Raw genomic sequence first — 24,680 nt, 5'->3', positions numbered from 1 at the left:
CAATGAGTTTAATGGAAAATATTAAAATGGCTTTAAGCTCTTTAAAAGCTCATAAGCTCCGCTCTGTTTTAACAATGCTTGGCATTATTATCGGTGTTGGTGCGGTAATTATTGTTGTGGCTATCGGCCAAGGTGGTGAAGCGGTTCTAAAGTCGCAGATTACAGGTGCTGGAAATACAGTTGAACTGTTCTACCAGCCAAGTGAAGAAGAATTGCAGGCAAATCCAAGCGTGCTGTACGAAGCAGCTTTCACCAGTGAGGATATACGAATGCTTGAGACAATTCCAGAAGTGAAGCAGGTAGTTGCTTCAAGCTCCGAATATTCCTCAATCCGTTATCGGGAACAAACGGGGGACAGCTCGGTATTTGGAATCAATCAGGCATATATGGATTTGAATAATTTGGAGATTGAAGAGGGTCAAGGATTTTCTGAAGCAGATTTTAGGAGTGGGAGAAGGGCAGCTTTAATTAGTTACTCTTTGCAAGAGAAATTTTTCGAAGGACAAAGCCCGATCGGGGAAGTTATTCGCATCGGTAATCAGCCGGTTGAAATTATCGGTGTACTTGCAAAGCCAACAGGTCTTTTTGCCTTTGGCTCCATGGATATCTACCTTCCTTTTAATACTTGGAAAATGGTTTTCGGCAAAGATGATGTTACGCAAATGACCCTTCAAGCGACATCTGCTGATCATATTCAAGCAGTCGCCGAAAAAGCAACTTTTCAATTGAATCAGCTTCACAACACAGAGGATTCCTATATGGTCATCAATATGGAGGAAATGGCAGAAGGGATCGGGCAAATTACAAGAATTATGACGATCATCATTGGTAGTATTGCCGGAATTTCTTTATTTGTCGGCGGAATCGGCGTGATGAATATTATGCTAGTATCCGTTACTGAACGGACGAGGGAAATTGGAATACGGATGGCGCTTGGAGCAACAAGAACCCAGGTGCTTACACAGTTTTTAATTGAAGCGATTATTTTAACTTTAATTGGAGGTATGATTGGAATTCTTCTCGGCTGGGGTGTCTCGGGAATCGTTGCCTCTTTTGCAGGGTGGCCGTCGCTTATCTCATGGCAAGTGGTTGTTGGTGGCATTGTCTTCTCTATGGTTATTGGAATAATTTTTGGTTTATTGCCGGCGAACAAAGCTTCTAAGCTTGATCCGATTGAAGCGTTAAGATATGAATAAGTTCCTAGTTAACTAATTGTACTATATGCTGTTTTCGGTTTAACATTATGCTTGAAAATCCTCGTTTGTTCCACCTATTAGAAAGCTGAAAGACCGCTTTGTTCCCCGAGCATTTTGTCGGAAAAGTAAAAAATGAACCCAAATCGTTTGTTAATGATAGAAATAGAAGCTGTGTCAAAAGGTCGTTGAAACGTCTTTTTGATATCAGCTTTTTCTTCTGTATAAGTTTTTGGGTCCTTTGATTATTTTATGGTGAATAGAAGGGGGGGACTCCTTTTTTTGCTTATAAGCCATGTTCTTTACTTATTGAGGTTTCCCACTTTTTCAAATTATGAGCAACGCAAATAAAAATTGGAACGGAAGGCGGTGACTTCTGCGTGAAAAGCGGCCCAGCCTGAAGTGGAAATTAACTATGCACATAGAGGGAATTTGCCCCTAAAAGCTAAACAGCCTCATTTTATTAAGCCATGACACAATCCAAAAATTTGTCGCACAGAAGTTTAGGCTTATCCACGTTTAAAGATTTAATTGGAGGGTATGTATTGAGTAACTTTAAGCTATGGTGGTGATCATTTTGGAAAATAACACAAATTCTCAAGGAGGATTAAAGGTATACAAAATTAAAAGAGGGGATACCGTTTGTTCCATCGCCAGAGAATTGAATATCCCCATTATGTCCATCTTCATGGTTAACAAGCATCGGGATCCTAAACAGTTGACGATAGGCGATACCCTCTGTCTTCCCACACTTAAGGACCAGTGTTGAACAATAATAACTACCAAAAAATCAAATACAGGCAATTCTCCGGTAGAGCGTTTTTCCATTATAATGTAACCATTAGCAGTAAGAGAGAATTGTATTAATTCGCCCAATAATTTTTAAAGGGTCGAAAAGTTCAATTATTTCATCTCAGTAGCGTACTTAAATTGTTCGTGTCCCATACACGCTCATGAAGTCTCTGGAGTTTTCAGAGATTTTTTTGTATAGTGTTAAAGAGAATCACAATCTTGAAGTGGTTTTTTGAGATTTTTTTAAAGAGAATGATAATGGAATTTTGTCTACACAAGGTTAATATTTATTTAAAAGGTTAGCTTTGTTAAATAGAATTGTTGTTAAAATGATTTTGGGCTCATTGCATGTGAAAATAGGTCAAAAATCAACACCGACATGTAACATAGCCAAAAGCTTAAGGAGTTAAAAAATGAAGCAGAAGATAGGATTTATAGGCAGCGGTAAAATGGCACAGGCGATAATGAAAGGGATTTTGTCATCAGGCACAATTTCTGCGGAGCAAATAATGGTTAGTGCGAAAACGGAACAAACTTTAAAAACAGTAAACAATCATTTTCCGATCAAAACGACTATGAATAATAAAGAAGTTGCCTGCTGGTCTGATTTTCTTTTTCTCGCTGTAAAACCAGACATACATCGAGAGGTTATTCAAGAAATTAAAGATGACATAAAAGATGATGCAGTCATTATTACTATCGCAGCGGGAATTACGCTACAATGGTTGGAGAGCGAGTTTGACCAGCAAGTCAAAGCCGTTCGTTCCATGCCGAATACTCCTTCTTTTGTTGGCGAAGGTATGAGTGCACTTAGCGTTAATTCAAGGGTTAGCAATGAGGAGCAGGACAATGTTCTTGCGATTTTTCGTTCTTTCGGACAAGCAGAGATTATTCAAGAAGAGCTAATGGACAGTATTCCGGCAGTAAGCGGTTCTTCTCCGGCATATGTCTTTATGTTTATAGAGGCTTTAGCAGATGGGGGAGTAAAGAATGGAATTCCAAGAGAGCAAGCGTATAAATTCGCTGCACAAGCGGTGTTAGGTGCAGCAAAAATGGTCCTCGAAACAGGACTTCACCCAGGGGAGCTTAAGGATCAAGTATGTACACCGGGAGGAGCAACGATTGAAGCTGTGTCTGCTTTGGAGGAACACGGCTTTCGCGCGGCTGTTTTAAAGGCCATGGAGCAATGTACTGAGAGAATTAAGACGTTAAAAGCTTGATGCTCCGGAGAAATTATATAAGAAAAGGTGACAAAAGTGGAAAGAGTTCAAATAAATCAAGATTTATCTTTTTCGAGAATCATTCAAGGACTTTGGCGTCTTAATGAATGGCCGCTTTCAGATGAGGGGCTTCTTTCATTAATTGAGAAATGTCTTGAATTAGGAATTACAACGTTTGATCATGCGGATATTTATGGTGGCTACCAAAATGAGGCTTTATTTGGTAAAGCTTTGGCGCTGAAGCCTTCCATCAGGGAAAAAATCGAGCTTGTTACGAAATGCGGCATTAAACTTGTATCAAAAGCGCGACCAGAGCATAAGATTAAGCATTATGATACGAGCAAAGAACATATCATGATGAGTGTTGAAAACTCTTTGAGAAATCTTGAAGCGGATTATCTTGATGTGCTGCTTATTCATCGTCCCGATCCATTTATTGATCCTGGTGAAGTAGCAGAGGCATTTACGCGATTAAATGAGGCAGGAAAAGTGAAACATTTCGGTGTGTCTAATTTTACACCTTCACAATTTGAAATGCTAAATAGCTATCTCCCGTTTCCGCTTGTCACAAATCAAATAGAAATATCGGTAAGCCAGTTGCAACCGTTTCAAGATGGAACAATTGACCAATGCTTGCAAAAACGTGTAGCTCCAATGGCGTGGTCACCTCTTGCAGGAGGAGCAATCTTTTCAGGTGAAGATGAAAAACCAGTCCGAATAAAGAAAGCTTTGCAAGAGGTTGGAGAAGAACTCGGTATTGCGGAAATTGATAAAATCATGCTTGCATGGCTCCTGCTTCATCCAGCAAAGATTATGCCGATAATTGGTTCTGGAAAAATGGAGCGGATTAAGGCGGCTGCAGAATCGTTGCAAATAGCTTTGACACGTCAGCAATGGTTTAAAATTTGGATTGCTTCAACAGGAAAAGATGTAGCCTAAAAAGAAATCTTTTTAGAACGAGTCTGAACGTATTTTTGTTCAGACTCGTTCTACATTTCCAATAATTTGATCAGTAATTTCTCAAATTTGTTTGCACTCATCATCTCATGTGTAATAAATTCCCCATTATAAAATAGAGCAAAGGTTGTCCATATGATTGGCGAATTTTGCGCTTCTTCTCTAGTTGAGATTCTCGTTATTTGAAAAGGGACATTTTTATTCTCTGCAATTTTCTTTAATTCTGCCAATGTGCCAACGGCAAAAGGGCACTGGGCTGTGTAATAAATAGAGATTCCTTTACTTTCTAAAGGTGCTAATGTTTGCTTTTTAAAAGTAGGCAATACAGCATCGTCATTCCATGTTAATGCGGCTAATTGAAAATATGGCTCTGCTTCATCTACTATTTTAAATCCCATATGTTCAAAGAATCGCTTATCACTTAAAAAAGGATAATTTTTCTTGCCAACAATATGTACAATCCCGTCCATTCCCCGCTTAACAGCATCCTCTTTACATTTGTTTAGCAATTGCTTCGCATTGCCGCCATTTTTGTATCTTCCTGAAACCCATAAACAATTAATGTACATATAATTAGGGGCGTGTATAGGAACCCATGCTTTTTCAGCAGGTATGTATTCAATAAATACCTTGGCTCGTTCATCTAAACGATAAAAAACTAATCCTTCGTCCATCCGTTCTGTCAGCCATCTCTTTTTTTCTATTACCGCCTGTTCATATTGCTTTGCACCTAATGCGCAGCATATATGCTCAAATTCGATATTTTCTTTGGAAATTTGCAAAAATCCCATTTCTCCTACCTCCATATTTTAAAAGGTTTATAGATACTAGTCTTATTGCTAACATTATCGAAAAATGGAAAGGTATGCAAATGGTTTTGCAAGAAATTAAAAAGGAGGAACAAAAGTGTGCCTTTTGTTCCTTCCTCACCGAGCTGAAAAACCAGTATCAGCATTTCTTTTTTTATTATGATATCTTCACTTTTTTAATGTGGCAAAAATGCTAACTGATAGAAAAACAGAACAGCAAATACGTAAATAACTGGATGAACTTCACGCCATTTCCCTTTGACGATTTTTAATAGAGGATAAGAGATAAATCCTAAAGCGATTCCTGTTGCGATACTGGAAGTGAGAGGCATTGCTAAGATCGTTAGAAATGCAGGAAAAGCTTCGTCAAGCTCATTCCATTTAATTTTTGCGATGGAACCCATCATTAAGCTACCTACAATGATTAAAGCTGGTGCTGTGATTGCTGATAATCCAGAAACTGCGCTTACGAGTGGTCCAAAGAATGCAGCTAAAATAAATAGTACCCCAACGGTTACGGATGTTAAGCCTGTACGGCCTCCAGCTGCGACACCGGCAGAGGATTCTATATATGCGGTTGTTGGACTTGTTCCAAACATGGATCCAACAGTTGTACCAATTGAATCTGCCAGCAATGCTTTTTTTGCTTGGGGCAATTTGTTTCCTTTCATGAGCCCGGCTTGCTGTGCGACTCCGACCATCGTCCCGGTAGTATCAAAAATTGTCACAAGTAAAAAAGAAAAGACAACCGCATAAAGGCTGTGAGAGAATACTTCGCCGAGTGCATCAATTGGATTTAAAACAATCAATCCTTCCGGTAAGCTTGGAAGAGCCATAAATCCTTGTGTGAATGAAAGTTCTCCAATGAAAAATGCAATTACTCCAGTAACAATCATCCCAAAAAACAGTGCTCCGTGAATGCGGAGAGACATTAAAATTAATGTGACAGCCAGTCCAATAAGTGTTAAATAGGCGGATGGCTCGCGTAAATTGCCCAAAGCTACCAGGTTTGTTTCATGGGCAGTAATAATTCCTGTAAGACGTAGTCCGATAAAGGCAATAAATAGTCCGATACCTGCGCTAATTCCAAATTTCAGATTTTCAGGGATTGCCTCTATAAGCATATTTCTTAAAGGAGTTAATGATAAAATGATAAAAATAATCCCTGCGATAAAAACAGCAGCAAAAGCTGTAATATAGTCAATATTTCCATGGCTGCCAACGACAGAATAGGCAAAATACGCATTCAAGCCCATACCAGGAGCAATAGCGATTGGATAGTTGGCAAATAATCCAATCCACAAGGTGCCTACGACTGCAGAAATAATCGTTGCTGTAAACACTTGATCGAATGGCACTCCTGCATCTGCTAAGATAATTGGGTTAACAACTACGATATATACCATTGTCAAAAATGTTGTCACGCCTGCTAAAAGTTCTGTTTTCACATTTGTTTGATGTTCTTTTAATTTAAACATATTGACCTCCAAATGACGAACATTATAAAAACACATTCTCTATAATATTCGTTTTAAGAATAGAATTCAAGGTTGATTTTAATATTATTTCATAAATGTTCGAAATAAATTACGTTTAATTGTGCGTTTAGTAGCGTTTATTGCCAAAAAATTCATATTTTTTGTTATGCTCTTTCCAAGTGATGGAGGGCACAGTAGAGTACTTTTGCAAAAAGTCCATTCCCTAGGTAAACGGAAGAAGCAAAGAAATAAAATTGAAGCATAAAAACAGAAAATGACCGAGTTAAAACTCGGCCAAAAAAATTTAAAAAATTAAACTGATGAACAAATAACAGAGTGCTGCAAGGGCAGCCGATATTGGTAGGGTGATGACCCACGTAATAAGCATCCTTTGCGCTGTGCCCCATTTGACTCCTTTAACCCGATGCGATGCACCTACACCAAGGATAGAGGAAGAAATAACATGGGTTGTACTAACTGGCAAATGAATATATGTCGCTCCAAAGATAATCAAGGCTCCTGTGAGATCGGCAGCAACGCCATTCACGGGGCGAATTTTCATAATTTTACCACCAACCGTTTTAATGATCTTCCAACCACCTACTGAAGTGCCCAGCCCCATTGCGAGGGCACAAGAGAACTGGACCCAGAAGGGGATTTCGTCAGTTGCCACATAGTTATTGGCGATAAGTGCCATTGTGATTATCCCCATTGCCTTTTGCGCATCGTTTGTTCCATGCGTAAATGCTTGAATGGAAGCTGTAGCAATTTGAAACAAACGGAAATTTCGATTTGTTTTTGTAAGATTATAGTTTTTAAATACGATTTTGAAGATACTGTATATGATAAATCCTAAGGCAAAAGCAATAATTGGCGACAAAATTAGCGCTTGAATAATTTTTAGAAATCCGCTGTAATTTAAGGAATGGAACCCTGCTGCTGCAATAGCTGCCCCGGCTATAGAACCAATTATCGCATGGGACGAGCTTGAGGGAATTCCGTAATACCAAGTAATCAGATTCCATGCAATAGCTGCGATGAGAGCGGATAAAATGACAACTGAACCGTTTTCTAATGTAAAAGGGTTTACGATATCTTTCGTAATTGTTTTGGCAACACCTGTAAATGACATCGCTCCAATAAAATTCATCACAGCTGCTAAAATAATTGCATGCCTTGGTTTCAATGCTTTCGTCGATACAGAAGTAGCGATCGCATTTGCTGTATCATGAAATCCATTGATGAAATCAAATGCCAGTGCCCCAATAACAATTAATACAGTAAGAATAAAAATGACATCCATCTTGTGGGCTCCTTATGCATTTTTCATAATGATTGTTTCCAAGGTGTTCGCAACCCCTTGACAATGATCAGCAATTTCCTCTAACGTTTCATAAATTTCTTTATATTGAATAATGCGAATTGGGTCCTTTTCAACAGAAAAAAGGTGCTTTATGGATTGGCGCAGAATACCATCACATTTGGATTCGTAGTCTTTTATTTTTATTGCATGCTCCCGAATTAGAGGGAGCTTTTTGTTTGTTAACAGATCAATGGATTCATCAATTTCGTCTGAACAAGCACGAATGGCATTAACAAATTTAACCATATATTCATCAGCTTGAGTGATAGAGTACATTTCAAATAAAGCGGAACATGCCTCAATTCCATCTAGAACATCATCCATACTCATTGCCAATTGGAGAATATCCTCCCGTTCAATTGGTGTAATAAATACTTTGTTTAGTTCTTGTATGGTTTCATGTACAAATGAATCTCCTTTTGTTTCCAAAGCCTTAATTTCTTCAAAAAAGACTTTTAGATCACTGACATTGTTTAATTTGTAATCTGCAAAAAAATAAGCACCTTCTTTTAAGTTGGTTGAAATATTTTTTAACAAGATTGCAAACTGATCCTGTTTTTTAAATACCATGTAGCTATTACCTCCAAAAATATGAAATGAGCTTATATTGAAAAAATAAAGAACCCACCACGAAATTGTTGTAATTAAACATATAGTGCCAAACGAATTAATTTTATATGAAAAATCTCGAATTGGGAATAGATAAACTCGAAAAACGATTCATTTTGTCGAAAGAATTCAGTTGCCATTGTTTTTATAGTTAAACAACAGTAATAACGTGTTTATATTAATTTGTGATATATTTCACATTTTATTCAAAAATAAGTCGAAAATGATAATTAATCTAATTATATAATAAATGTAATTGGATGGAATTAATGGAAGTCGCGACAATATAGTTTCAGCCAATAAAATTTTTTGGGGGTATTTACAATGAAAAGAATGAAGCTACTCTTAACTCTTCTTCTCGCTTTGTTGTTGTTGGCTGCTTGTAATAGCAGTAACGAAGCTGATGGACCAGCAGACAATGATGCAACTGGGGGAGAAGAACCGGCAACAACAGAAGTAGATGAAGAATTAGAAGCAGCTAAAGCAAAATTCGAACCACTTGGTGAAATCCCTGTCCCAGAAGACAATGAAATGACAGAAGAGAAAATTGCATTAGGACAAATGTTATACTTTGATGAAAGACTTTCTGGGAATAATAAATTAAGCTGTGCATCATGTCACGCTCCTGGCGCAGGTTATGGCGATGGCCTTGCAACTTTCATAGGATTTGAAGGTTTCGAAGGACATCGAAATAGCCCTACCATTATCAATTCAGGTTATTATAAAGAGAACTTCTGGGATGGACGGGCAGGCGGCTTGGAAGAGCAAGCGTTAGGTCCAATTCAAGCAGAAGGTGAAATGAACCAAAATCTTGATGAATTAATTGAAGAATTAAATGCAGTTCCTGGCTATGTTGATGAATTTAATAAAGTCTTCAATGACAAAATAACAGCGGATAACATCGCCAAGGCGATCGCTACATTCGAAAGAACAATTGTTGTCAAAGACACAGCCTTTGACAAATATTTAGCTGGTGATGACGATGCTATTTCAGATGAAGCAAAAGAAGGAATGAAATTATTTGTAGGAAAAGCAAGCTGTATTTCATGCCATGCTGGCCCGCTTTTATCTGACCACAACTATCATAACCTCGGGATGGAAGGGGACGATGGAAGGTTTGCTGTAACTGGAAATGAGACGGATAAAGGCAAGTTCAGAACTTCTGGTCTACGTGGAATAGCGGATACAGCACCATATATGCATGATGGAAGCCTTGCGACACTAGAGGATGTAGTTAATTACTACAATACGGGCGGCGGTGCTCACCCTAATAAGAGTGAACTGATGAAACCATTAAACTTAACTCAAGAAGAAGTCAGCTATTTGGTTGCTTTCTTGGAGAGCATGAGTGGCGATATTCCGATGGTAGAAAAACCAGAACTACCTCAATAAATAAATTAAAAATAACCTTAGAGACCCTTATCTCTAAGGTTATTTTATTTTCTAAAAAGGGGCATTAACTGTTGGTTTAGGACGAATTTTTCAGGGGAAGAGATAATTAACATCACAAAACTACGGCAAGCAGCCGTTTTATATAAATGGGGCGTCCAGTGACGGACGCCCTTTTGATGAGCATAGTCAATTAATCCCAATCTATTGGTGAAGTGACTTGGATTTGTTCGAAGGTTAGTGGGTGTACAAATTTAAGTTCAACGGCGTGCAAATGAAGCCTCGTTTCTTTAGGGCTGTTTCCGTATAGTTTATCGCCGACAATGGGATGGCCGATATGACTGAGATGAACTCGAATTTGATGAGTACGGCCAGTATCTAGGCTACACCTGATTAATGTTGCATTTTTTTTAACATTGACAACCTCATAATGGGTAACGGCTCTCTGTCCTTTTGGAGAAACTCTCCGCTTAGTTGGATGATGTCGATCTCTCCCTATTGGAGCATCGATCGTCCCTTTTTTGTTTAATATTTTTCCACAGACAAGTGCCGAGTAGGATCGTTTGATTTGCCTTTCTTCGAGCATTTTATCAAGAAGAGCCCCGATAAAAGCATGTTTTGCAAAGAGAATCACTCCTGAAGTGTCACGGTCTAACCGATGGATATGTTTAACCTGACGGAACTCTCCTTTTGCTTGCAAATGATAGGCAATACCGTTTGCCAATGTATTTGTTTGCCCTGGCTCATTTGGATGAGTATTGGTACCGGGAGGTTTTTCGGCAATTAATAAGTGCTCGTCCTCATATACAATATTTACATTCATATATTGAGGTATCAGTCCAAAATCAACATCTGAAAATAATTTAATTTGCAGACGATCCCCCATTTTTAATGGATTTGTCCAAACGACAGGTTTACCATTAATCATCACTTCTTTATTCATTTTTAACAAATGCGTAAGTTTTTTTGGTGCTTGCCAGACCTTTGAAAATAATTGCTCACTTGTAATTCCTTGCCATTCCATCGGAGCAATTAATTCAAACCATTGCCCTTTTTTAGAAGATGCAATCATGTTGAACTCCTTTCGTATGCAATCTTAAAGACAATAAGTAAAAGAATTTTCACTGTAAAAAAGCCGCCAATTTAGCGTTTGCCTTAAACTTTGGCGATAATTACCACGCTTTTAGCTTACTTGCGTATGTTATCCTAAGCGTATATAAAAAATTGATTACATGTTTCATTAAAGGTGGGTTACAGGTGAAAGTTGTATTTGCGTCAACACCAGACCAAGAAGAAAAGATTAAAGAACTTGTAAAAACTTTTTATCAAGATGTATTTCCTCTTTATTATTCTGACAAAGAAATCGAAAAATTTGAAGATTTAAAGGTATTACATACCTCAACAAGGCATTTTGAGTATTTTGGCACATTAAAGGAAGCTTATCAAGTCATTACAAGCTTACAAACTCTTATATCCATTTTAGAATCGACCACGCTTTTAGTAAAACATAAATCCATGTTTCAAAGGAATGTCGCAATTTTGAAGGAGTACGGATTGTTTTTTCCGTTTGACTTTGAGCAGTTTTTCGAAGCTGATCTGGATAAGGAAAACGATAATGGCTCCTTTAGTGTTTATACGAAGGCTGCAAATGAATTATTAATATAAACTGCTATCATGAAAAAACGAAAACGATCTAAGATTCGTTTTCGTTTTTTTGCTAAAGTCGATATCATTTTTGATGGGACCTAAGGCTTCAGTTCGCTATTTACTGTTTTGATTAAACCATTCTTCGAAAATTTCTTTTTCCTTATAACCGACAATACGTTCTGTCTCTTCCCCATTTCGATATTGAACAATAGTTGGAGTTTCTGAAATGCCGTATTGATCCCAGCCGTTTTCAAATTCTAATAGGTTATACTGCACTAAATCAATTCCCATCTCCTCTGCGAGAGGTGCAACGACTGGGGTTGTCCGTTGACAATGTGAGCATGTGGGACTATAAAAATAAACCGTGACGTCTTCTTTATTATCCAATTTTTCTTTTAACTCTTCAGGTAGGATAAGGTTTTGATAGTTTGGATCATCCAACTGTGCGATCGTTTCCGGATGTAAAGAATCCTTTTGATATTTATTATCCTCGGACACTTTTTCCTCATTTTGCATTTTCGTTAATAGGGCTACACCAGCGAATAGAACAACAATAATGGCAAGAAAAATAATTACTTTTTTCAATTAGGAAACCTCCTTTGTTTTTTTCCAGATGAGAAGACTACAAATAAAAATAATAACAAAAGCGGTAAGCGCAAGGAATGGAATCGTAATAAATCCAAACCAGTTTATGTATGCGGCAGTACATGGAATACGACCACATGCAGGTGCTGCATCAGCTAAAAAGGAGAGCTTTTGAATACCGTAATGATACAGGGATATCATCCCTCCTATAGCTGATAATACCATCGTATATAAGGAGATTTTATAATCCTTCTTTACTGTGGCAATCCCTAAAATAACGACGAAGGGGTACATAATGATCCTTTGATACCAACACAATTCGCATGGTTCATACTGGCGAACCTCAGAAAAATACAAGCTTCCAAACATAGCAATAACAGATGCGGCCCAAGCAATAAAGATAAGTGATTCCCTTTGATCTTTTTTTTCGCTCATTACACCAATTCCTTTAAAGTTAGTCCCCATTATTTTATGCTGTTAACAGTTGTTTTTCAAATTAAACGATTAAGAGATTATGAAAATTTTTAAAACTTTTTTAGGTATCATGTACAATTTGCTAACGAAAGAATGAACAATATTAAGTTTATTGGCAAAATTTTTAACTTTAAGTAGTATTTATGAAGTTAGAGAAGAGATATTTTAAAAATTTGTCCATAGAATGAAAGAGTGAGCTATAATGGATAGAGATTCCATTTTTGAGGTCTGGGGGGATAGTATGGGTTGGAAAAAAGATGTGGAAAGATGGTTTCAATACCATGATCTAGATTCTGAATTGAAGACTCAGTTACTTTCTTTGAACGAAACGGAATTAGAAGAGGCATTTTATAAAAATTTAGAATTCGGCACCGGAGGCATGCGCGGCGAAATTGGCGCAGGCATAAATCGTATGAATCTTTACACCATTCGGAAAGCGTCGGCAGGATTAGCGTCCTTTATTGATTCATTTGGAGCAGATGCGAAAAGAAGAGGTGTTGTAATCGCCTATGATTCACGCTATAAGTCGCAAGAATTTGCGATGGAAGCAGCCAAGACATTAGCGACAAGAGGCATTCAAACCTACATATTTAATGAATTAAGACCTACTCCGGAGTTATCTTTTGCCGTTCGTTATTTACAGGCTTTTTCAGGTATTGTTATTACTGCCAGTCATAATCCGCCAGAATATAACGGGTATAAAGTGTACGGGGAAGATGGGGCTCAGCTAACCCCAAAAGAGGCGGATATTGTCATTGCTAAAGTCAATGAAATTGAAGATGAGCTCCGCATTCAAGTCGATACAGAAAAAGAGTTAAAGCAACTAGGTTTGATTAAAATAATAGGTGAGGAAGTTGATCGAGCTTATTTGGAGAAACTTGTGACAATTTCTGAAAATGATCTTGGCCAAAAATCAGCAATTAAAATTGTCTTTACTCCGTTGCATGGAACAGCTAATAAGTTGGTTCAAAAAGGTCTAGAGTTATTGAACTATACAAATGTTACCGTTGTGAAAGAACAAGAACAACCTGATCCTCAATTTTCAACCGTTAAGAGTCCAAATCCTGAGGAGCATGAAGCATTCACACTTGCGATTGAAAAGGGCTTGGAGATAAATGCAGATTTGTTAATTGCTACCGATCCTGATGCAGATCGTCTTGGAATTGCAGTCAAGAATTTAAGCGGTGAATATCAAATACTTACTGGAAATCAAACTGGAGCATTATTGCTTCATTATTTACTTGCGGAAAAGGTGGAGAAAGACACGCTTCCGAAAAATGGTGTAATGTTGAAAACCATTGTTACATCAGAGCTTGGAAGAGCTGTTGCCTCATCATATGGAGTCGAAACGATCGATGTTCTGACGGGGTTTAAATTTATTGCTGAAAAAATAAAGCAATTTGAGGCATCTGGGAAATACCAGTTTTTGTTCGGATATGAGGAGAGCTATGGGTATTTAATTGGAGCATTCGCTCGAGATAAAGATGCTGTGCAGGCAGCACTTTTAGCGACAGAAGTATGTGCTTTTTATAAGGAAAAAGGATTGTCATTATACGAGGCGTTATTGTCTCTTTATAAAAAATATGGCTTTTATCAAGAAGGACTTCAATCCTTAACATTAAAGGGAAAGTCTGGAGCAGAAAGGATCGAACGTTTACTGGCTTCTTTTAGAAAGATTCCGTTACTGGAGATCGGTGGACAAAGGGTAATCAAACAGGAGGACTACTTAGAAAGCATACGGACTACGGAAACAGGGAAAGAGAAAATTGATTTGCCAAGATCAAATGTATTGAAATACTTTCTTGAAGATGGATCGTGGGTTTGTTTGAGACCTTCAGGTACAGAGCCGAAAATCAAATTTTATTTCAGTGTTAAAGGCGATACCTTAGAGGAAAGTCAAATAAAACTAAAGGCATTAGAAGAGAGCTTTATGAATGTTGTTCATAAAAAAATGAATGATTCGTTTTAAAAGACACGGTCGCGGACCGTGTCTTTTTTGTGGTGGAATTCTGATTACATCCAGTTCGCGCTTAACTCTTGTTGTTCTTCAAGGTGGCTGTTTGCATGGTCGATGTATCTTAATAAAGAATATAAGTGTTGCTCAATTACCATATAGTCTTTTTCAAAATTATAGGCATGTAAGAAATGTTCAATTTTCTTTGCTAAAAAATGATCCTTTGTGCGCACCATTAAAATTAGTAAATTGTCCCACTCGGAACGATGGGTATAATACAATGCCCGGTCATAATCAACTGAATCCATTTTTCCTCATCTCCTTTTTTAAGGAGTTGATTATAGTCTGTGCTGAGAACTTATAAACTTTCTCTGTAAATGTTGGTCATCTTGTTAATTGGAAAGAACAGCATTTACCTGTGTAAAAAACGCTGAAAATGCAAACAGCTATGAATGAAGAATTTCGCTCTTCTTTTATAAGAAAGTCAACGTTACGATAAAAGCGTGAAGGTAAAAATCAATCTCATCATTTTTGTTTTTGTCTCATACATTGGTGATAAGACCATGAAGGAGGAAAACAAATGAAAGAGGAAGAGCGTAAAAAACTGGAATACGCGATCGATGAAATTACGGAAATTGCTTCAGGATTCGGGCTGGATTTTTACCCAATGAGGTATGAAATTTGCCCGGCTGATATTATATATACATTTGGTGCATATGGTATGCCGACCCGATTCTCACATTGGAGCTTTGGAAAACAATTTCATAAAATGAAACTTCATTACGATTTAGGACTTTCTAAAATATATGAGCTCGTCATTAACTCAAATCCTTGCTACGCTTTTTTACTGGATTCAAATTCACTAATCCAAAATAAATTGATTGTTGCCCATGTGTTGGCACATTGTGATTTCTTCAAAAATAATGTTCGTTTTCAAAATACGAAACGAGATATGGTTGAAAGCATGTCTGCGACTGCCGAAAGAATTCGCCAATATGAGATCGAGCATGGTAAAAAGGAAGTGGAGGAATTTCTTGATGCGGTGTTGGCGATTGAAGAGCATATTGATCCTTCTTTAATGCGGCCGAAGCTCTCTTGGACGTTGGACGATGAGGAATTTGAAGAAGAAGAGATAAAAGCAAGTCCTTATGATGATCTATGGAATTTAGATAAGAAAGATGGAGAGAAAAGTGTTAAGAAAAAGAAAAAGCGAAAATTTCCGCCGCAACCTGAAAAAGACATTCTGTTATTTATAGAGAACTATAGCCGTGAATTAACGGAATGGCAACGGGATATTTTGACGATGATGAGGGAGGAAATGCTTTATTTTTGGCCTCAATTAGAGACAAAAATTATGAATGAAGGCTGGGCTTCGTTTTGGCATCAAAGAATTTTGCGAGAGATGGATCTTTCTTCTGATGAAGCGCTAGAATTTGCCAAACTTAATGCAGGGGTTGTTCAGCCGTCAAGGACAGGAGTCAATCCGTACTATTTAGGGCTGAAAATTTTTGAAGATATAGAGGAACGCTATAATCATCCGACTGAAGAAATGAAAGAGCGCGGAGTAAAGGAAAATTCCGGAAGAGAAAAAATGTTCGAAGTACGCGAAATTGAATCGGATATCTCATTTTTAAGAAATTACTTAACGAAGGATCTTGTTATGCGTGAAGACATGTATTTATTTCAAAAACAAGGTCGAGATTACAAAATTGTCGATAAAGATTGGCAGGAAGTGAGAGATCAACTCGTTAATATGCGAGTGAATGGCGGTTTCCCTTATTTAACTGTCACTGATGGAGATTATTTGAAAAATGGTGAACTCTACATTAAACATTGGTATGAAGGAATTGAACTTGACTTGAAATATTTAGAAAAGGTGCTTCCTTATATTTATCAGCTTTGGGGCAGAGGCGTTCATATTGAAACGATTATCGAGGACCGGAATATGCTTTTTACGTATGATGGAAAAGGCGTTCATCGAAAATATCTTTGAAATTGACTTTGTTAATTATCTGTAAGTATTGATTTTTACTTACTAAAGGGCGTGTGAAACCAAGGTTCAGACAAAATGAACAAAAAAACGTTTTATCAATAATATGGTTTCATTCAATAAAGGTACCCGGGGTATAATTTACTCCGGGTAGGGTGTATTACAAAAAAAGCGGCTCATGACGGTCATGAACAGTGAGAGCTTTGTTTACTTCCGTAACGTGATATTTTACCATACGCAGTGATGTATCATTATGCTCCAATATGTAAACCATCTCTGCTAAATTAAAGGATTCAATCGCCTTTTCATTTTCATTTAAGGCTTTATGACTCAGTGCTTTTTGAAAATATAAATCACCTTTTAAATACATAAGTTGATATTTCTCGGTAAGTTTTAGCCCTTTTTCACAAATTTGGATAGATTCGGCATTTCTTGAGTGCAACCGCAGTACTCTGGCATAATTGTAATTTAATCTTACCGGGACATGTTTATTAATAATATCTGTCAGTTTATTTAGATGATTTATGGCTTCATTGTATATTTCGATGGCCTCGTCATACATTTGACATTGGCTATAAATATTTGCTTTACTAATGAGGATTTCAATTTCACGTTCAGAGTAGAGTTTTTTATTAGAAGCTGTGAGGCTAAGCGCCTCGTCAAAACATTGGATGGAATTATGAAGATCATGATCTAATTGAAAATAACAAATTCCTTCATGCCATTTTAGGAATTGATATAATTTTTTCTCTTTAAATAACTCGTTATCGGATTCGGAAATAATGATTCTTCGCACTAATTCATAATCACGATTGTTGATGGCTTCGCGGATTTCAGAGAAAGTGTCAATAACATAATCATGTCTGGGAATGCTAGAGATATCAAGGAGGTACGAAATATCGACACTAAATCGATCCGCTAGTTTCAGCAAAATATCAGCAGTTGGAAAAACATTGCCGCTCTCAATTTTGCTAATGTATGCTTGCGTGCATATATCTTTGCTTGTTTCAAATTGGGACAATCCAAGGCGTTCCCTAGCTTCTTTAATTCGTTGACCTAAATATCTTGCCATATAAATCACTCCGAATATAACTATATTTATTATGAAGGCCAAAAACATCTGAAATTTTAAGAAAACAACCCTTTATCCTTATTATATCAGGAAATTCGCCAAATTCACCCTTTCTTTTTACATGATAAAATTTTTGTAAAAAGGAGGTTGGAGAAATGAAAAGATTTCTAAGTAGTTTACTGATTGTTTTGATTGCGTTTTTCGGAACATACCATGCCCCTGATGCACCAATTACCATTAATGAGCCTGAGCCTGGAGTTATGCACTGAGAGTGAGCGATGTGAATGCTATTTTTTGATAGAGATGGAGTTGTGACAAGTGTTAGGTAAAGACGTCTTATATAATGAAGAGCGATACACTATCATCTTTAATTATCATAATGGCATGATCGAAATTCGAAATTCAAATCTTACTTACGATGTCCAACTGGTAAATATTAAAGACGTTAAAATTATAGATTCATCTTACTAAAGAGCTACTATTAAAGGTAGTTCTTTTTTTGTCCTTGCTGACGATTTTTTAGAGGTGTTAGTTGTATCGGCAAGGTGAGGATGTTGTTTTTTACAATCAGCTTTCCAATAAATCCGATTCCACTCTAAATTCATCTGTTTTATGCATGATCTTGTTACTTTAAATAATATCGTGCATTTTACGAAGAAGATTGCACTGAGTAAAACATTGTGTATACCCAGACAGCAATCACTGTTAAATGCATATTTACTGATTAAAATAACAAAGATAATTGGCGTATTTCATTTTTTATTTCTCCTGTATTGAGATGATTGTACAAAGAAGAACGGATTTATCTATCAAAGTACAACGACATTTTAGTTTATTCGAATAGCTGAGAAAACTTTAAAATGGTCTTTACTTTTAACTCGGGGAAAATTTTGAAAAAAAGCATTGACGGCATCCTTTTCGGGGTGTTATATTGATATAGCTGTTTTCAAAAAATGTTTGAAAGATTTTGGCCCGTTGGTCAAGCGGTTAAGACACCGCCCTTTCACGGCGGTAACACGGGTTCGAATCCCGTACGGGTCATATACATTTTTTCAACGTATTGAATGATGAAGGCGAAAATAATTTGCTTTATAAAAGTAAAGCATTATATTATGGCGGTGTAGCTCAGCTGGCTAGAGCGTACGGTTCATACCCGTAAGGTCGGGGGTTCGATCCCCTCCGCCGCTACCATTCTATATTAACATGGAGGAATACCCAAGTCTGGCTGAAGGGATCGGTCTTGAAAACCGACAGGCGGGTTAAACCGCGCGGGGGTTCGAATCCCTCTTCCTCCGTATTTTTAAAAATCTGCTAGTAAATAAATGTATGATTTTTTATGTTCTGAGCTTCTCTGAATTAAAGGCCTTTATTTGATTTAGAAAATGCAGGAGGGTCCGGTAGTTCAGTTGGTTAGAATGCCTGCCTGTCACGCAGGAGGTCGCGGGTTCGAGTCCCGTCCGGACCGTTATTTAATATATTCACCGAACCACAACTTGAATAAGTTTGTTGACTAGGAAAAGAATAGTATTATGGCTCAGTAGCTCAGTCGGTAGAGCACGGTGAAAAAGCTTCAAGAAAAAGCAACAGCGTACTCATCGAGCATCCCCTTGAATAAGCTAACTGAGATGAGGACGAAGGACAACGGAAAGATTTGCTGTAGGAATAGAATAGTATTATGGCTCAGTAGCTCAGTCGGTAGAGCACGGTGAATAAACTTCAAGAAAAGGCAACAGCGTACTCATCGAGCATCAACTTGGGTAAGCTAACTGAGATGAGGACGAAGGACAACGGAAAGATTTGCTGTAGGAATAGAATAGTATTATGGCTCAGTAGCTCAGTCGGTAGAGCACGGTGAATAAACTTCAAGAAAAGGCAACAGCGTACTCATCGAGCATCAACTTGAATAAGCTAACTGAGATGAGGACGAAGGACAACGGAAAGATTTGCTGTAGGAATAGAATATTATTATGGCTCAGTAGCTCAGTCGGTAGAGCACGGTGAATAAACTTCAAGAAAAGGCAACAGCGTACTCATCGAGTATCAACTTGAATAAGCTAACTGAGATGAGGACGAAGGACAACGGAAAGATTTGCTGTAGGAATAGAATATTATTTTGGCTCAGTAGCTCAGTCGGTAGAGCACGGTGAATAAACTTCAAGAAAAGGCAACAGCGTACTCATCGAGCATCAACTTGAATAAGCTAACTGAGATGAGGACGAAGGACAACGGAAAGATTTGCTGTAGGAATAGAATATTATTATGGCTCAGTAGCTCAGTCGGTAGAGCAAAGGACTGAAAATCCTTGTGTCGGCGGTTCGATTCCGTCCTGAGCCATTTTTTAGTTGGAGGGGTAGCGAAGTGGCTAAACGCGGCGGACTGTAAATCCGCTCCTTCGGGTTCGGCGGTTCGAATCCGTCCCCCTCCACCAGACATTTTCACCTTAGTGAAAATAAGAGATGTTACTTTGAACGAAACGCAGCGAAGTAAAATAGCATTTATTAATAATTTTCGTAATAGTGCTAGTATAGAGCAAAACGAGCAAAGGCATACTTTAATAATAGAATCATGGCGGTCGTGGCGAAGTGGTTAACGCATCGGATTGTGGCTCCGACACTCGTGGGTTCGATTCCCATCGATCGCCCCATTTATATTTCAAAATCCTGTAATGCCGGATTCAGGAAGACAAAAATTAATAAAGATTTTAATTAAATTGCGGGTGTAGTTTAATGGTAAAACCACAGCCACGAGCAAAGCATCAATGAATGGGCGCCGAGTTGCCTCGACGATAATGCTACAAAGAAACAGCGAGAAGAGTTGGAGGCATGTAAGGCCAGAGCCGGGGAAACGAAAAAAAAATAAGAGTATAAAAAAAATGCGGGTGTAGTTTAATGGTAAAACCACAGCCACGAGCAAAGCATCAATGAATGGGCGCCGAGTTGCCTCGACGACAGTGCTACAAAGAAAAGGCGAGAAGAGTTGGAGGCATGTAAGGCCCGAACAGGGGAAGAAAGAATTTAGTATAATTACAATAAAAATGCGGGTGTAGTTTAATGGTAAAACCACAGCCACGAGCAAAGCATCAATGAATGGGCGCCGAGTTGCCTCGACGACAGTGCTACAAAGAAAAGGCGAGAAGAGTTGGAGGCATGTAAGGCCCGAACAGGGGAAGAAAGAATTTAGTATAATTACAATAAAAATGCGGGTGTAGTTTAATGGTAAAACCACAGCCTTCCAAGCTGTTGTCGTGGGTTCGATTCCCATCACCCGCTTCCTTAAAAGGATGTTCTAGTCAGTGCTAGAGCATCCTTTTTCTTTATATTTACTATCACTTATACTTCACAAATTGCTCTAGATCGAGTATACTCACAATAACATATAATTCTTATATGATAGGTGGGTTTTGCATGAAGGGCAAACCTAAATCAATTCCAAGACCATTGGTGAGGTTAAATCAATGGGTTATTGTTCTGAGTGTTCTCTTAACTTGGATTACTCAACAAGAAATGATCTTGTTGTTCCCGTTCATTTTTGGTCTTATTGGGCTTATTTTTAAAGTTAATCCGATTATCGCAGCAGGAAGGAAATTTTTAAGAAAAGCGCCCTCTGCATATATACCTGAAGATTTTGATCAACAACAGTTTAATCAAGCAATATCTGTTGTCTGCTTAGGGCTTGGTTACACAGGGTATGTATTTGACTGGACAATTATCGCTTGGATCTTTACAACTATTGTTGCATTGGCAGCGTTTATTGCAATTCTTGGTTTTTGTATTGGATGTTATATTCGTTTTCAATGGCAACAGTATCAATATCGAAAATCAATGAGCTGACCGATGATGTAGGAGTCAACTTTCATTATCAAAAGAAAGCCGTTCGAAAGGCTGCTCTTATTATGAAACAAGAGCAGTTTGAATTCGAGCGGTTTTTTATGCTTAAAGCTGAACTTTTGTAAAAAAAGTAAAAATAAAGCGTGAATATTTATAGGAATGCTTGTCCTTCAGAAAATTGCTGGGATGCATCGATGAGAATGTTTTTCTTCATAATACCGTCAGCAGACTCTGAGGAAAAATTAACAAAAATAGCTGAGCTCTGTTCGTGAGTTTTTAAATTTACATACTGGAATTATTTAATCATTATGACCAATGAGGGGATTGAGTTGAATATGCGTCCTCAACACATTCTTCAAAATGGCAGAGTATAAGGAGAGCTATTTACGATTATAGTTCACACTACAAAGGGATCTTCCAATTAATCTTTACAGATGATCCTGGGTAATTTCCATTGTTCATGCTGGTCAAAAACTAGAGAGCACTCTATGAGTAGCCTTCTTTTTTGCTCAATCTTGGGTGCTGTCCAATAATCGATCAATTTCAACATTCTTTATAATAAGGTGACTAACATCCATAGCCAGGTCCTCTGTTTCTTCAAGCAGTTGATCGATGTCTGTTTTTACCATAAACGGTCCTCCTTTCTATTTATCATATCGATATTGTTATATTCACGGTTTTTACTCTTTTTAAACTTGTTTAAGGTATATAATGCAGTTTATGTTCGCGCATTTTATAATAAACTTTGTTACTTATCTATTTCAATAAACATGTATTTGCTCCTTTTTTAAACCTCATTTTTAAGAAATATACTATATGCTTCGTATTGGTAGTGAAAACTATGGGTGTTTGTAAAGAAATAAATATAAAATAGAAGAAAATATTTGCAAAGAGTTGCTAAAATAATTAAATAGTCTTATGTTAAATTTGAAAGGAATTTGCAGTAGATTCAGTTTTTACGGGAGTGGAAAAGATGAATGTTTTAGTAATAGAGGATAATGAAAGTGTTTGTTCTATGATTGATATGTTTTTTTCGAAAGAGGGTATAAAAGGCGAATATGTCCATGACGGACTAAAAGGGTTTGAACGATATAAGGAAGGGGAGTGGGATCTTTTAATTATTGATTGGATGCTTCCGGGAATGGACGGTGTTTCAATCTGTAGAAAAATAAGAGGAGAAGGAGATTCGATCCCTATTATTATGTTGACTGCAAAAGACAGTGAATCTGACCAAGTTCTTGGATTAGAGATGGGAGCGGATGATTACGTAACAAAGCCATTTAGTCCTTTGGCATTAATGGCCAGAATTCGTGCAATTACGCGCAGAGTTCATTCGGGTCCAATGGAGAAGATAGAGAAAGGCTTATTAGTGACGAAACATTTTCAAATCAGTAAGGAAAAAAGAGAAGTTTATTTGGATGGTGAGGCAATTACAAATTTAACACCGAAAGAATTTGACCTCCTATACTACTTTGTTCAACATCCAAAGCAAGTTTTCACAAGAGAACAGCTCTTAGATCGTGTTTGGGGTTATCAATTTTATGGGGACGAGCGAACTGTTGATGTCCATATTAAGAGACTAAGGAAAAAATTAGGCACAGATCACCAACCATTTTTTCATACTGTTTGGGGAGTAGGGTATAAATTTGATGAAACGATCCAAACCAGTGAAAATTAAGTATTTATATCAACAGCTCATCAGTCATATGGGCGTTCTTTTAGTTGCCTTCCTCATCATGAGTATTGTTTTTGCCCACTATGTTGAACGATTAGTGTACCAAAATACGGTTGATGAGCTCGTTTCTTATGGAGAAAATATTCTTAACGATATTACGAGAGGCTCACGCTCTGTCTCAAATATTGTGAATGAGTATAGTTTGGTTTTGAAAGGGAGAAATATAAGCTTCAGTATTTTTGATCAAGAAGGAAGCCTTCTATATCCAAGTGGAAATTTACGACTTGTAGATGAAGTTCTCGATCAGATCGCTGAAGGGAAACCTCATGTTGTAAGAAATAGAATTAAGCATTCCAACCAAGAAGTTACTTTAGTGGCTCTACCTTATATCATGAATGACACTTTAATTGGGGTAATCCTGTTAACGGCTCCAATAAGTGGCTCAAGAGAAATGATTAGTCAAATTAATCAATACCTATTTTTTACCGCTCTGTTGGCATTTGCGCTGGCGATTTTACCAAGTTGGCTACTATCGAAGGTTCACGTAAATCGGATAAAACGGCTTCAGGAAGCAACTTCGATGGTATCTAAAGGAGATTACTCTGTCAATCTCCCCCCATCAAATTTTGATGAAATTGGAGAACTTGCGCAGGATTTTAACCATATGGTAAAGAAGCTTAACACCGCCGCTGAGGAAATTGAAAGCTTAGAAAACCGCAGAAGGAACTTTATGTCAGATGTTTCCCATGAGTTAAGGACTCCTTTAACAACGATAAGCGGTGTAATTGAAGGTTTGAAAAACGGTATGATTGCGGAAGAAGAAAAAGAAAAAGGGATCAATCTAGTCAGTCAGGAAACAAAGAGATTGATTCGTTTAGTTAACGAAAACCTTGATTATGATAAAATAAGGTCCAATCAAATTAAATTAAAAAAAGAAGACGTACAATTACAAGAGGTTTTTGAAATTATTCAGGAACAGCTTACGTTACAAGCAGCTGAGAAAAATAATCAGATTGAGATTAAAGTCGAGGAAGATGTCCGAATTCTTGCTGATTATGATCGACTCATTCAAATTTTAATTAATATTACGAAAAATAGCATACAATTTACCGAAAATGGCCGTATTTGCTTAAAAGGAAGAATGGAAAATAATCATACTGTGATCGAAATAGAAGATACGGGAATCGGTATCGATACGATGGAAATTGAAAAAATCTGGCATCGATTTTATAAAGCAGAAATTTCTCGAACCAATAATCCATACGGCGAGTTTGGCTTAGGGCTCTCAATTGTAAAACAATTAATTCATCTTCATCATGGCTCTGTTGAAGTATTCAGTGAAAAAGGAGAAGGAACAAAATTTGTTATTAAAATTCCTTACAAATGAGTCCACTTCATAACTGCGCACTTCAAGTTAAAAAACGAACGTCCATTTGACTTTTACATTATTTTAAAGAGTAAATGCGGACATAAATGATTATAAAACGTATATTGTTCGTTTTTTAATTAGCGATGGTACATTATGAAATCGATTCAAATAAGCAATATAAAATTATTAATATGGAGTAAATCGTTTTGAGCATTCGGTGCGATATCGCGACGAGTGCTTTTTGCATTCCTCTATTGGCATTAGTGGACTCAAAGCA

Annotated in this window: 19 protein-coding genes and 8 tRNA genes; 18 read left to right on the top strand and 9 right to left on the bottom strand. The window is 37.4% G+C overall.

Annotated elements, in window-relative coordinates:
* The first annotated feature begins 2 nt into the window (after window positions 1–2).
* The 3 genes from FCJ93_RS10460 (at window position 3) to FCJ93_RS10445 (ending at window position 4,144) form a co-directional block, all read left to right on the top strand.
* On the top strand, window positions 3–1,196 hold the full coding sequence (locus tag FCJ93_RS10460) for an ABC transporter permease (protein WP_095314777.1): 1,194 nt from the start codon (window positions 3–5) through the stop codon (window positions 1,194–1,196).
* A 1,202-nt stretch (window positions 1,197–2,398) separates the two neighbouring features.
* Window positions 2,399–3,205 (top strand): pyrroline-5-carboxylate reductase, encoded by an 807-nt coding sequence (gene proC, locus FCJ93_RS10450; protein WP_095314780.1) that lies wholly within the window; start codon window positions 2,399–2,401, stop codon window positions 3,203–3,205.
* A 36-nt stretch (window positions 3,206–3,241) separates the two neighbouring features.
* A complete protein-coding gene (locus tag FCJ93_RS10445; RefSeq protein WP_137743638.1) occupies window positions 3,242–4,144 on the top strand; it encodes an aldo/keto reductase in 903 nt (300 codons plus the stop codon).
* A 50-nt stretch (window positions 4,145–4,194) separates the two neighbouring features.
* On the opposite strand, the gene FCJ93_RS10440 is transcribed toward FCJ93_RS10445, so the two are convergent.
* The 4 genes from FCJ93_RS10440 to FCJ93_RS10425 all read right to left on the bottom strand — a co-directional run bounded on the left by FCJ93_RS10440 (window position 4,195) and on the right by FCJ93_RS10425 (window position 8,382).
* Window positions 4,195–4,953, bottom strand: a complete 759-nt coding sequence (locus FCJ93_RS10440; protein WP_095314782.1) for an N-acetyltransferase — start codon at window positions 4,951–4,953, stop codon at window positions 4,195–4,197.
* A 194-nt stretch (window positions 4,954–5,147) separates the two neighbouring features.
* Window positions 5,148–6,449 (bottom strand): NCS2 family permease, encoded by a 1,302-nt coding sequence (locus tag FCJ93_RS10435; protein ID WP_137743637.1) that lies wholly within the window; start codon window positions 6,447–6,449, stop codon window positions 5,148–5,150.
* A 304-nt stretch (window positions 6,450–6,753) separates the two neighbouring features.
* Entirely contained in the window at window positions 6,754–7,752 is a 999-nt protein-coding gene (locus FCJ93_RS10430; protein ID WP_095314784.1) for an inorganic phosphate transporter, read from the bottom strand.
* Window positions 7,753–7,764: 12 nt separating this feature from the next.
* Window positions 7,765–8,382 (bottom strand): DUF47 domain-containing protein, encoded by a 618-nt coding sequence (locus FCJ93_RS10425; protein WP_095314785.1) that lies wholly within the window; start codon window positions 8,380–8,382, stop codon window positions 7,765–7,767.
* A 363-nt stretch (window positions 8,383–8,745) separates the two neighbouring features.
* Between FCJ93_RS10425 and FCJ93_RS10420 the strand changes: the two genes are divergently transcribed.
* Window positions 8,746–9,813 carry a cytochrome-c peroxidase gene (locus tag FCJ93_RS10420; RefSeq protein ID WP_095314786.1) on the top strand — a complete coding sequence of 356 codons (1,068 nt, stop codon included), beginning with the start codon at window positions 8,746–8,748 and terminating at the stop codon, window positions 9,811–9,813.
* A gap of 190 nt (window positions 9,814–10,003) precedes the next feature.
* On the opposite strand, the gene FCJ93_RS10415 is transcribed toward FCJ93_RS10420, so the two are convergent.
* Window positions 10,004–10,882 (bottom strand): RluA family pseudouridine synthase, encoded by an 879-nt coding sequence (locus tag FCJ93_RS10415; protein WP_137743636.1) that lies wholly within the window; start codon window positions 10,880–10,882, stop codon window positions 10,004–10,006.
* Between the two features lie 185 nt (window positions 10,883–11,067).
* On the opposite strand from FCJ93_RS10415, the gene FCJ93_RS10410 reads away from it, so the two are divergent.
* A complete protein-coding gene (locus FCJ93_RS10410) occupies window positions 11,068–11,475 on the top strand; it encodes a DUF5365 family protein (protein WP_095314871.1) in 408 nt (135 codons plus the stop codon).
* A gap of 96 nt (window positions 11,476–11,571) precedes the next feature.
* Here the strand turns inward: FCJ93_RS10410 and FCJ93_RS10405 are convergent, their stop codons facing one another.
* On the bottom strand, window positions 11,572–12,042 hold the full coding sequence (locus tag FCJ93_RS10405; protein ID WP_095314870.1) for a thioredoxin family protein: 471 nt from the start codon (window positions 12,040–12,042) through the stop codon (window positions 11,572–11,574).
* The gene (locus FCJ93_RS10400) at window positions 12,043–12,477 is read right to left on the bottom strand and encodes a disulfide oxidoreductase (RefSeq protein WP_095314869.1); all 435 of its coding nucleotides are present in this window, start codon (window positions 12,475–12,477) and stop codon (window positions 12,043–12,045) included.
* A 280-nt stretch (window positions 12,478–12,757) separates the two neighbouring features.
* On the opposite strand from FCJ93_RS10400, the gene FCJ93_RS10395 reads away from it, so the two are divergent.
* Window positions 12,758–14,485 (top strand): phospho-sugar mutase, encoded by a 1,728-nt coding sequence (locus FCJ93_RS10395; protein ID WP_137743635.1) that lies wholly within the window; start codon window positions 12,758–12,760, stop codon window positions 14,483–14,485.
* Window positions 14,486–14,529: 44 nt separating this feature from the next.
* Here FCJ93_RS10395 and FCJ93_RS10390 read toward each other — a convergent pair whose 3' ends face one another.
* On the bottom strand, window positions 14,530–14,778 hold the full coding sequence (locus FCJ93_RS10390; protein WP_095314867.1) for a YhdB family protein: 249 nt from the start codon (window positions 14,776–14,778) through the stop codon (window positions 14,530–14,532).
* 272 nt (window positions 14,779–15,050) lie between these two features.
* Here FCJ93_RS10390 and FCJ93_RS10385 point away from each other — a divergent pair, with 272 nt between their 5' ends.
* Complete coding sequence (locus FCJ93_RS10385; protein ID WP_137743634.1) at window positions 15,051–16,463, top strand: SpoVR family protein; 1,413 nt, start codon at window positions 15,051–15,053, stop codon at window positions 16,461–16,463.
* Window positions 16,464–16,620: 157 nt separating this feature from the next.
* On the opposite strand, the gene FCJ93_RS10380 is transcribed toward FCJ93_RS10385, so the two are convergent.
* A complete protein-coding gene (locus tag FCJ93_RS10380) occupies window positions 16,621–17,532 on the bottom strand; it encodes a helix-turn-helix domain-containing protein (protein ID WP_170211285.1) in 912 nt (303 codons plus the stop codon).
* A gap of 969 nt (window positions 17,533–18,501) precedes the next feature.
* Between FCJ93_RS10380 and FCJ93_RS10375 the strand changes: the two genes are divergently transcribed.
* The 11 genes from FCJ93_RS10375 (at window position 18,502) to FCJ93_RS10325 (ending at window position 24,421) form a co-directional block, all read left to right on the top strand.
* Window positions 18,502–18,573, top strand: a tRNA-Glu gene (locus FCJ93_RS10375).
* A 73-nt stretch (window positions 18,574–18,646) separates the two neighbouring features.
* A tRNA-Met gene (locus FCJ93_RS10370) sits at window positions 18,647–18,723 on the top strand.
* 14 nt (window positions 18,724–18,737) lie between these two features.
* A tRNA-Ser gene (locus tag FCJ93_RS10365) sits at window positions 18,738–18,827 on the top strand.
* 96 nt (window positions 18,828–18,923) lie between these two features.
* Window positions 18,924–18,997, top strand: a tRNA-Asp gene (locus tag FCJ93_RS10360).
* Between the two features lie 796 nt (window positions 18,998–19,793).
* Window positions 19,794–19,866: transfer RNA gene (locus FCJ93_RS10355), tRNA-Phe, on the top strand.
* A 10-nt stretch (window positions 19,867–19,876) separates the two neighbouring features.
* Window positions 19,877–19,960, top strand: a tRNA-Tyr gene (locus FCJ93_RS10350).
* Between the two features lie 140 nt (window positions 19,961–20,100).
* Window positions 20,101–20,176 (top strand) — tRNA-His (locus FCJ93_RS10345).
* Window positions 20,177–20,730: 554 nt separating this feature from the next.
* Window positions 20,731–20,801: transfer RNA gene (locus FCJ93_RS10340), tRNA-Gly, on the top strand.
* Between the two features lie 135 nt (window positions 20,802–20,936).
* On the top strand, window positions 20,937–21,362 hold the full coding sequence (locus FCJ93_RS10335) for a DUF4395 domain-containing protein (RefSeq protein WP_095314853.1): 426 nt from the start codon (window positions 20,937–20,939) through the stop codon (window positions 21,360–21,362).
* Window positions 21,363–22,332: 970 nt separating this feature from the next.
* On the top strand, window positions 22,333–23,037 hold the full coding sequence (locus FCJ93_RS10330) for a response regulator transcription factor (RefSeq protein WP_095314852.1): 705 nt from the start codon (window positions 22,333–22,335) through the stop codon (window positions 23,035–23,037).
* On the top strand, window positions 23,027–24,421 hold the full coding sequence (locus FCJ93_RS10325) for a HAMP domain-containing sensor histidine kinase (RefSeq protein WP_095314854.1): 1,395 nt from the start codon (window positions 23,027–23,029) through the stop codon (window positions 24,419–24,421). The genes FCJ93_RS10330 and FCJ93_RS10325 overlap by 11 nt, the downstream gene beginning before the upstream one ends.
* The last annotated feature ends 259 nt before the right edge of the window (window positions 24,422–24,680 follow it).

The organism is Robertmurraya siralis (assembly GCF_005502275.1).
Lineage (GTDB): Bacteria > Bacillota > Bacilli > Bacillales > Cytobacillaceae > Robertmurraya > Robertmurraya siralis.
Note: the sequence above shows the minus strand (reverse complement) of the source record. Positions and strands in the feature narration are given on the sequence as shown.

Coding starts and splice junctions, on each gene's coding strand:
- FCJ93_RS10380 (WP_170211285.1), bottom strand. CDS start 17,532: ATGGCAAGATATTTAGGTCAACGAATTAAAGAAGCTAGGGAACGCCTT.
- FCJ93_RS10425 (WP_095314785.1), bottom strand. CDS start 8,382: ATGGTATTTAAAAAACAGGATCAGTTTGCAATCTTGTTAAAAAATATT.
- FCJ93_RS10415 (WP_137743636.1), bottom strand. CDS start 10,882: ATGATTGCATCTTCTAAAAAAGGGCAATGGTTTGAATTAATTGCTCCG.
- proC (WP_095314780.1), top strand. CDS start 2,399: ATGAAGCAGAAGATAGGATTTATAGGCAGCGGTAAAATGGCACAGGCG.
- FCJ93_RS10335 (WP_095314853.1), top strand. CDS start 20,937: ATGAAGGGCAAACCTAAATCAATTCCAAGACCATTGGTGAGGTTAAAT.
- FCJ93_RS10390 (WP_095314867.1), bottom strand. CDS start 14,778: ATGGATTCAGTTGATTATGACCGGGCATTGTATTATACCCATCGTTCC.
- FCJ93_RS10420 (WP_095314786.1), top strand. CDS start 8,746: ATGAAAAGAATGAAGCTACTCTTAACTCTTCTTCTCGCTTTGTTGTTG.
- FCJ93_RS10400 (WP_095314869.1), bottom strand. CDS start 12,477: ATGAGCGAAAAAAAAGATCAAAGGGAATCACTTATCTTTATTGCTTGG.
- FCJ93_RS10460 (WP_095314777.1), top strand. CDS start 3: ATGAGTTTAATGGAAAATATTAAAATGGCTTTAAGCTCTTTAAAAGCT.
- FCJ93_RS10440 (WP_095314782.1), bottom strand. CDS start 4,953: ATGGGATTTTTGCAAATTTCCAAAGAAAATATCGAATTTGAGCATATA.
- FCJ93_RS10330 (WP_095314852.1), top strand. CDS start 22,333: ATGAATGTTTTAGTAATAGAGGATAATGAAAGTGTTTGTTCTATGATT.
- FCJ93_RS10385 (WP_137743634.1), top strand. CDS start 15,051: ATGAAAGAGGAAGAGCGTAAAAAACTGGAATACGCGATCGATGAAATT.
- FCJ93_RS10435 (WP_137743637.1), bottom strand. CDS start 6,449: ATGTTTAAATTAAAAGAACATCAAACAAATGTGAAAACAGAACTTTTA.
- FCJ93_RS10395 (WP_137743635.1), top strand. CDS start 12,758: ATGGGTTGGAAAAAAGATGTGGAAAGATGGTTTCAATACCATGATCTA.
- FCJ93_RS10430 (WP_095314784.1), bottom strand. CDS start 7,752: ATGGATGTCATTTTTATTCTTACTGTATTAATTGTTATTGGGGCACTG.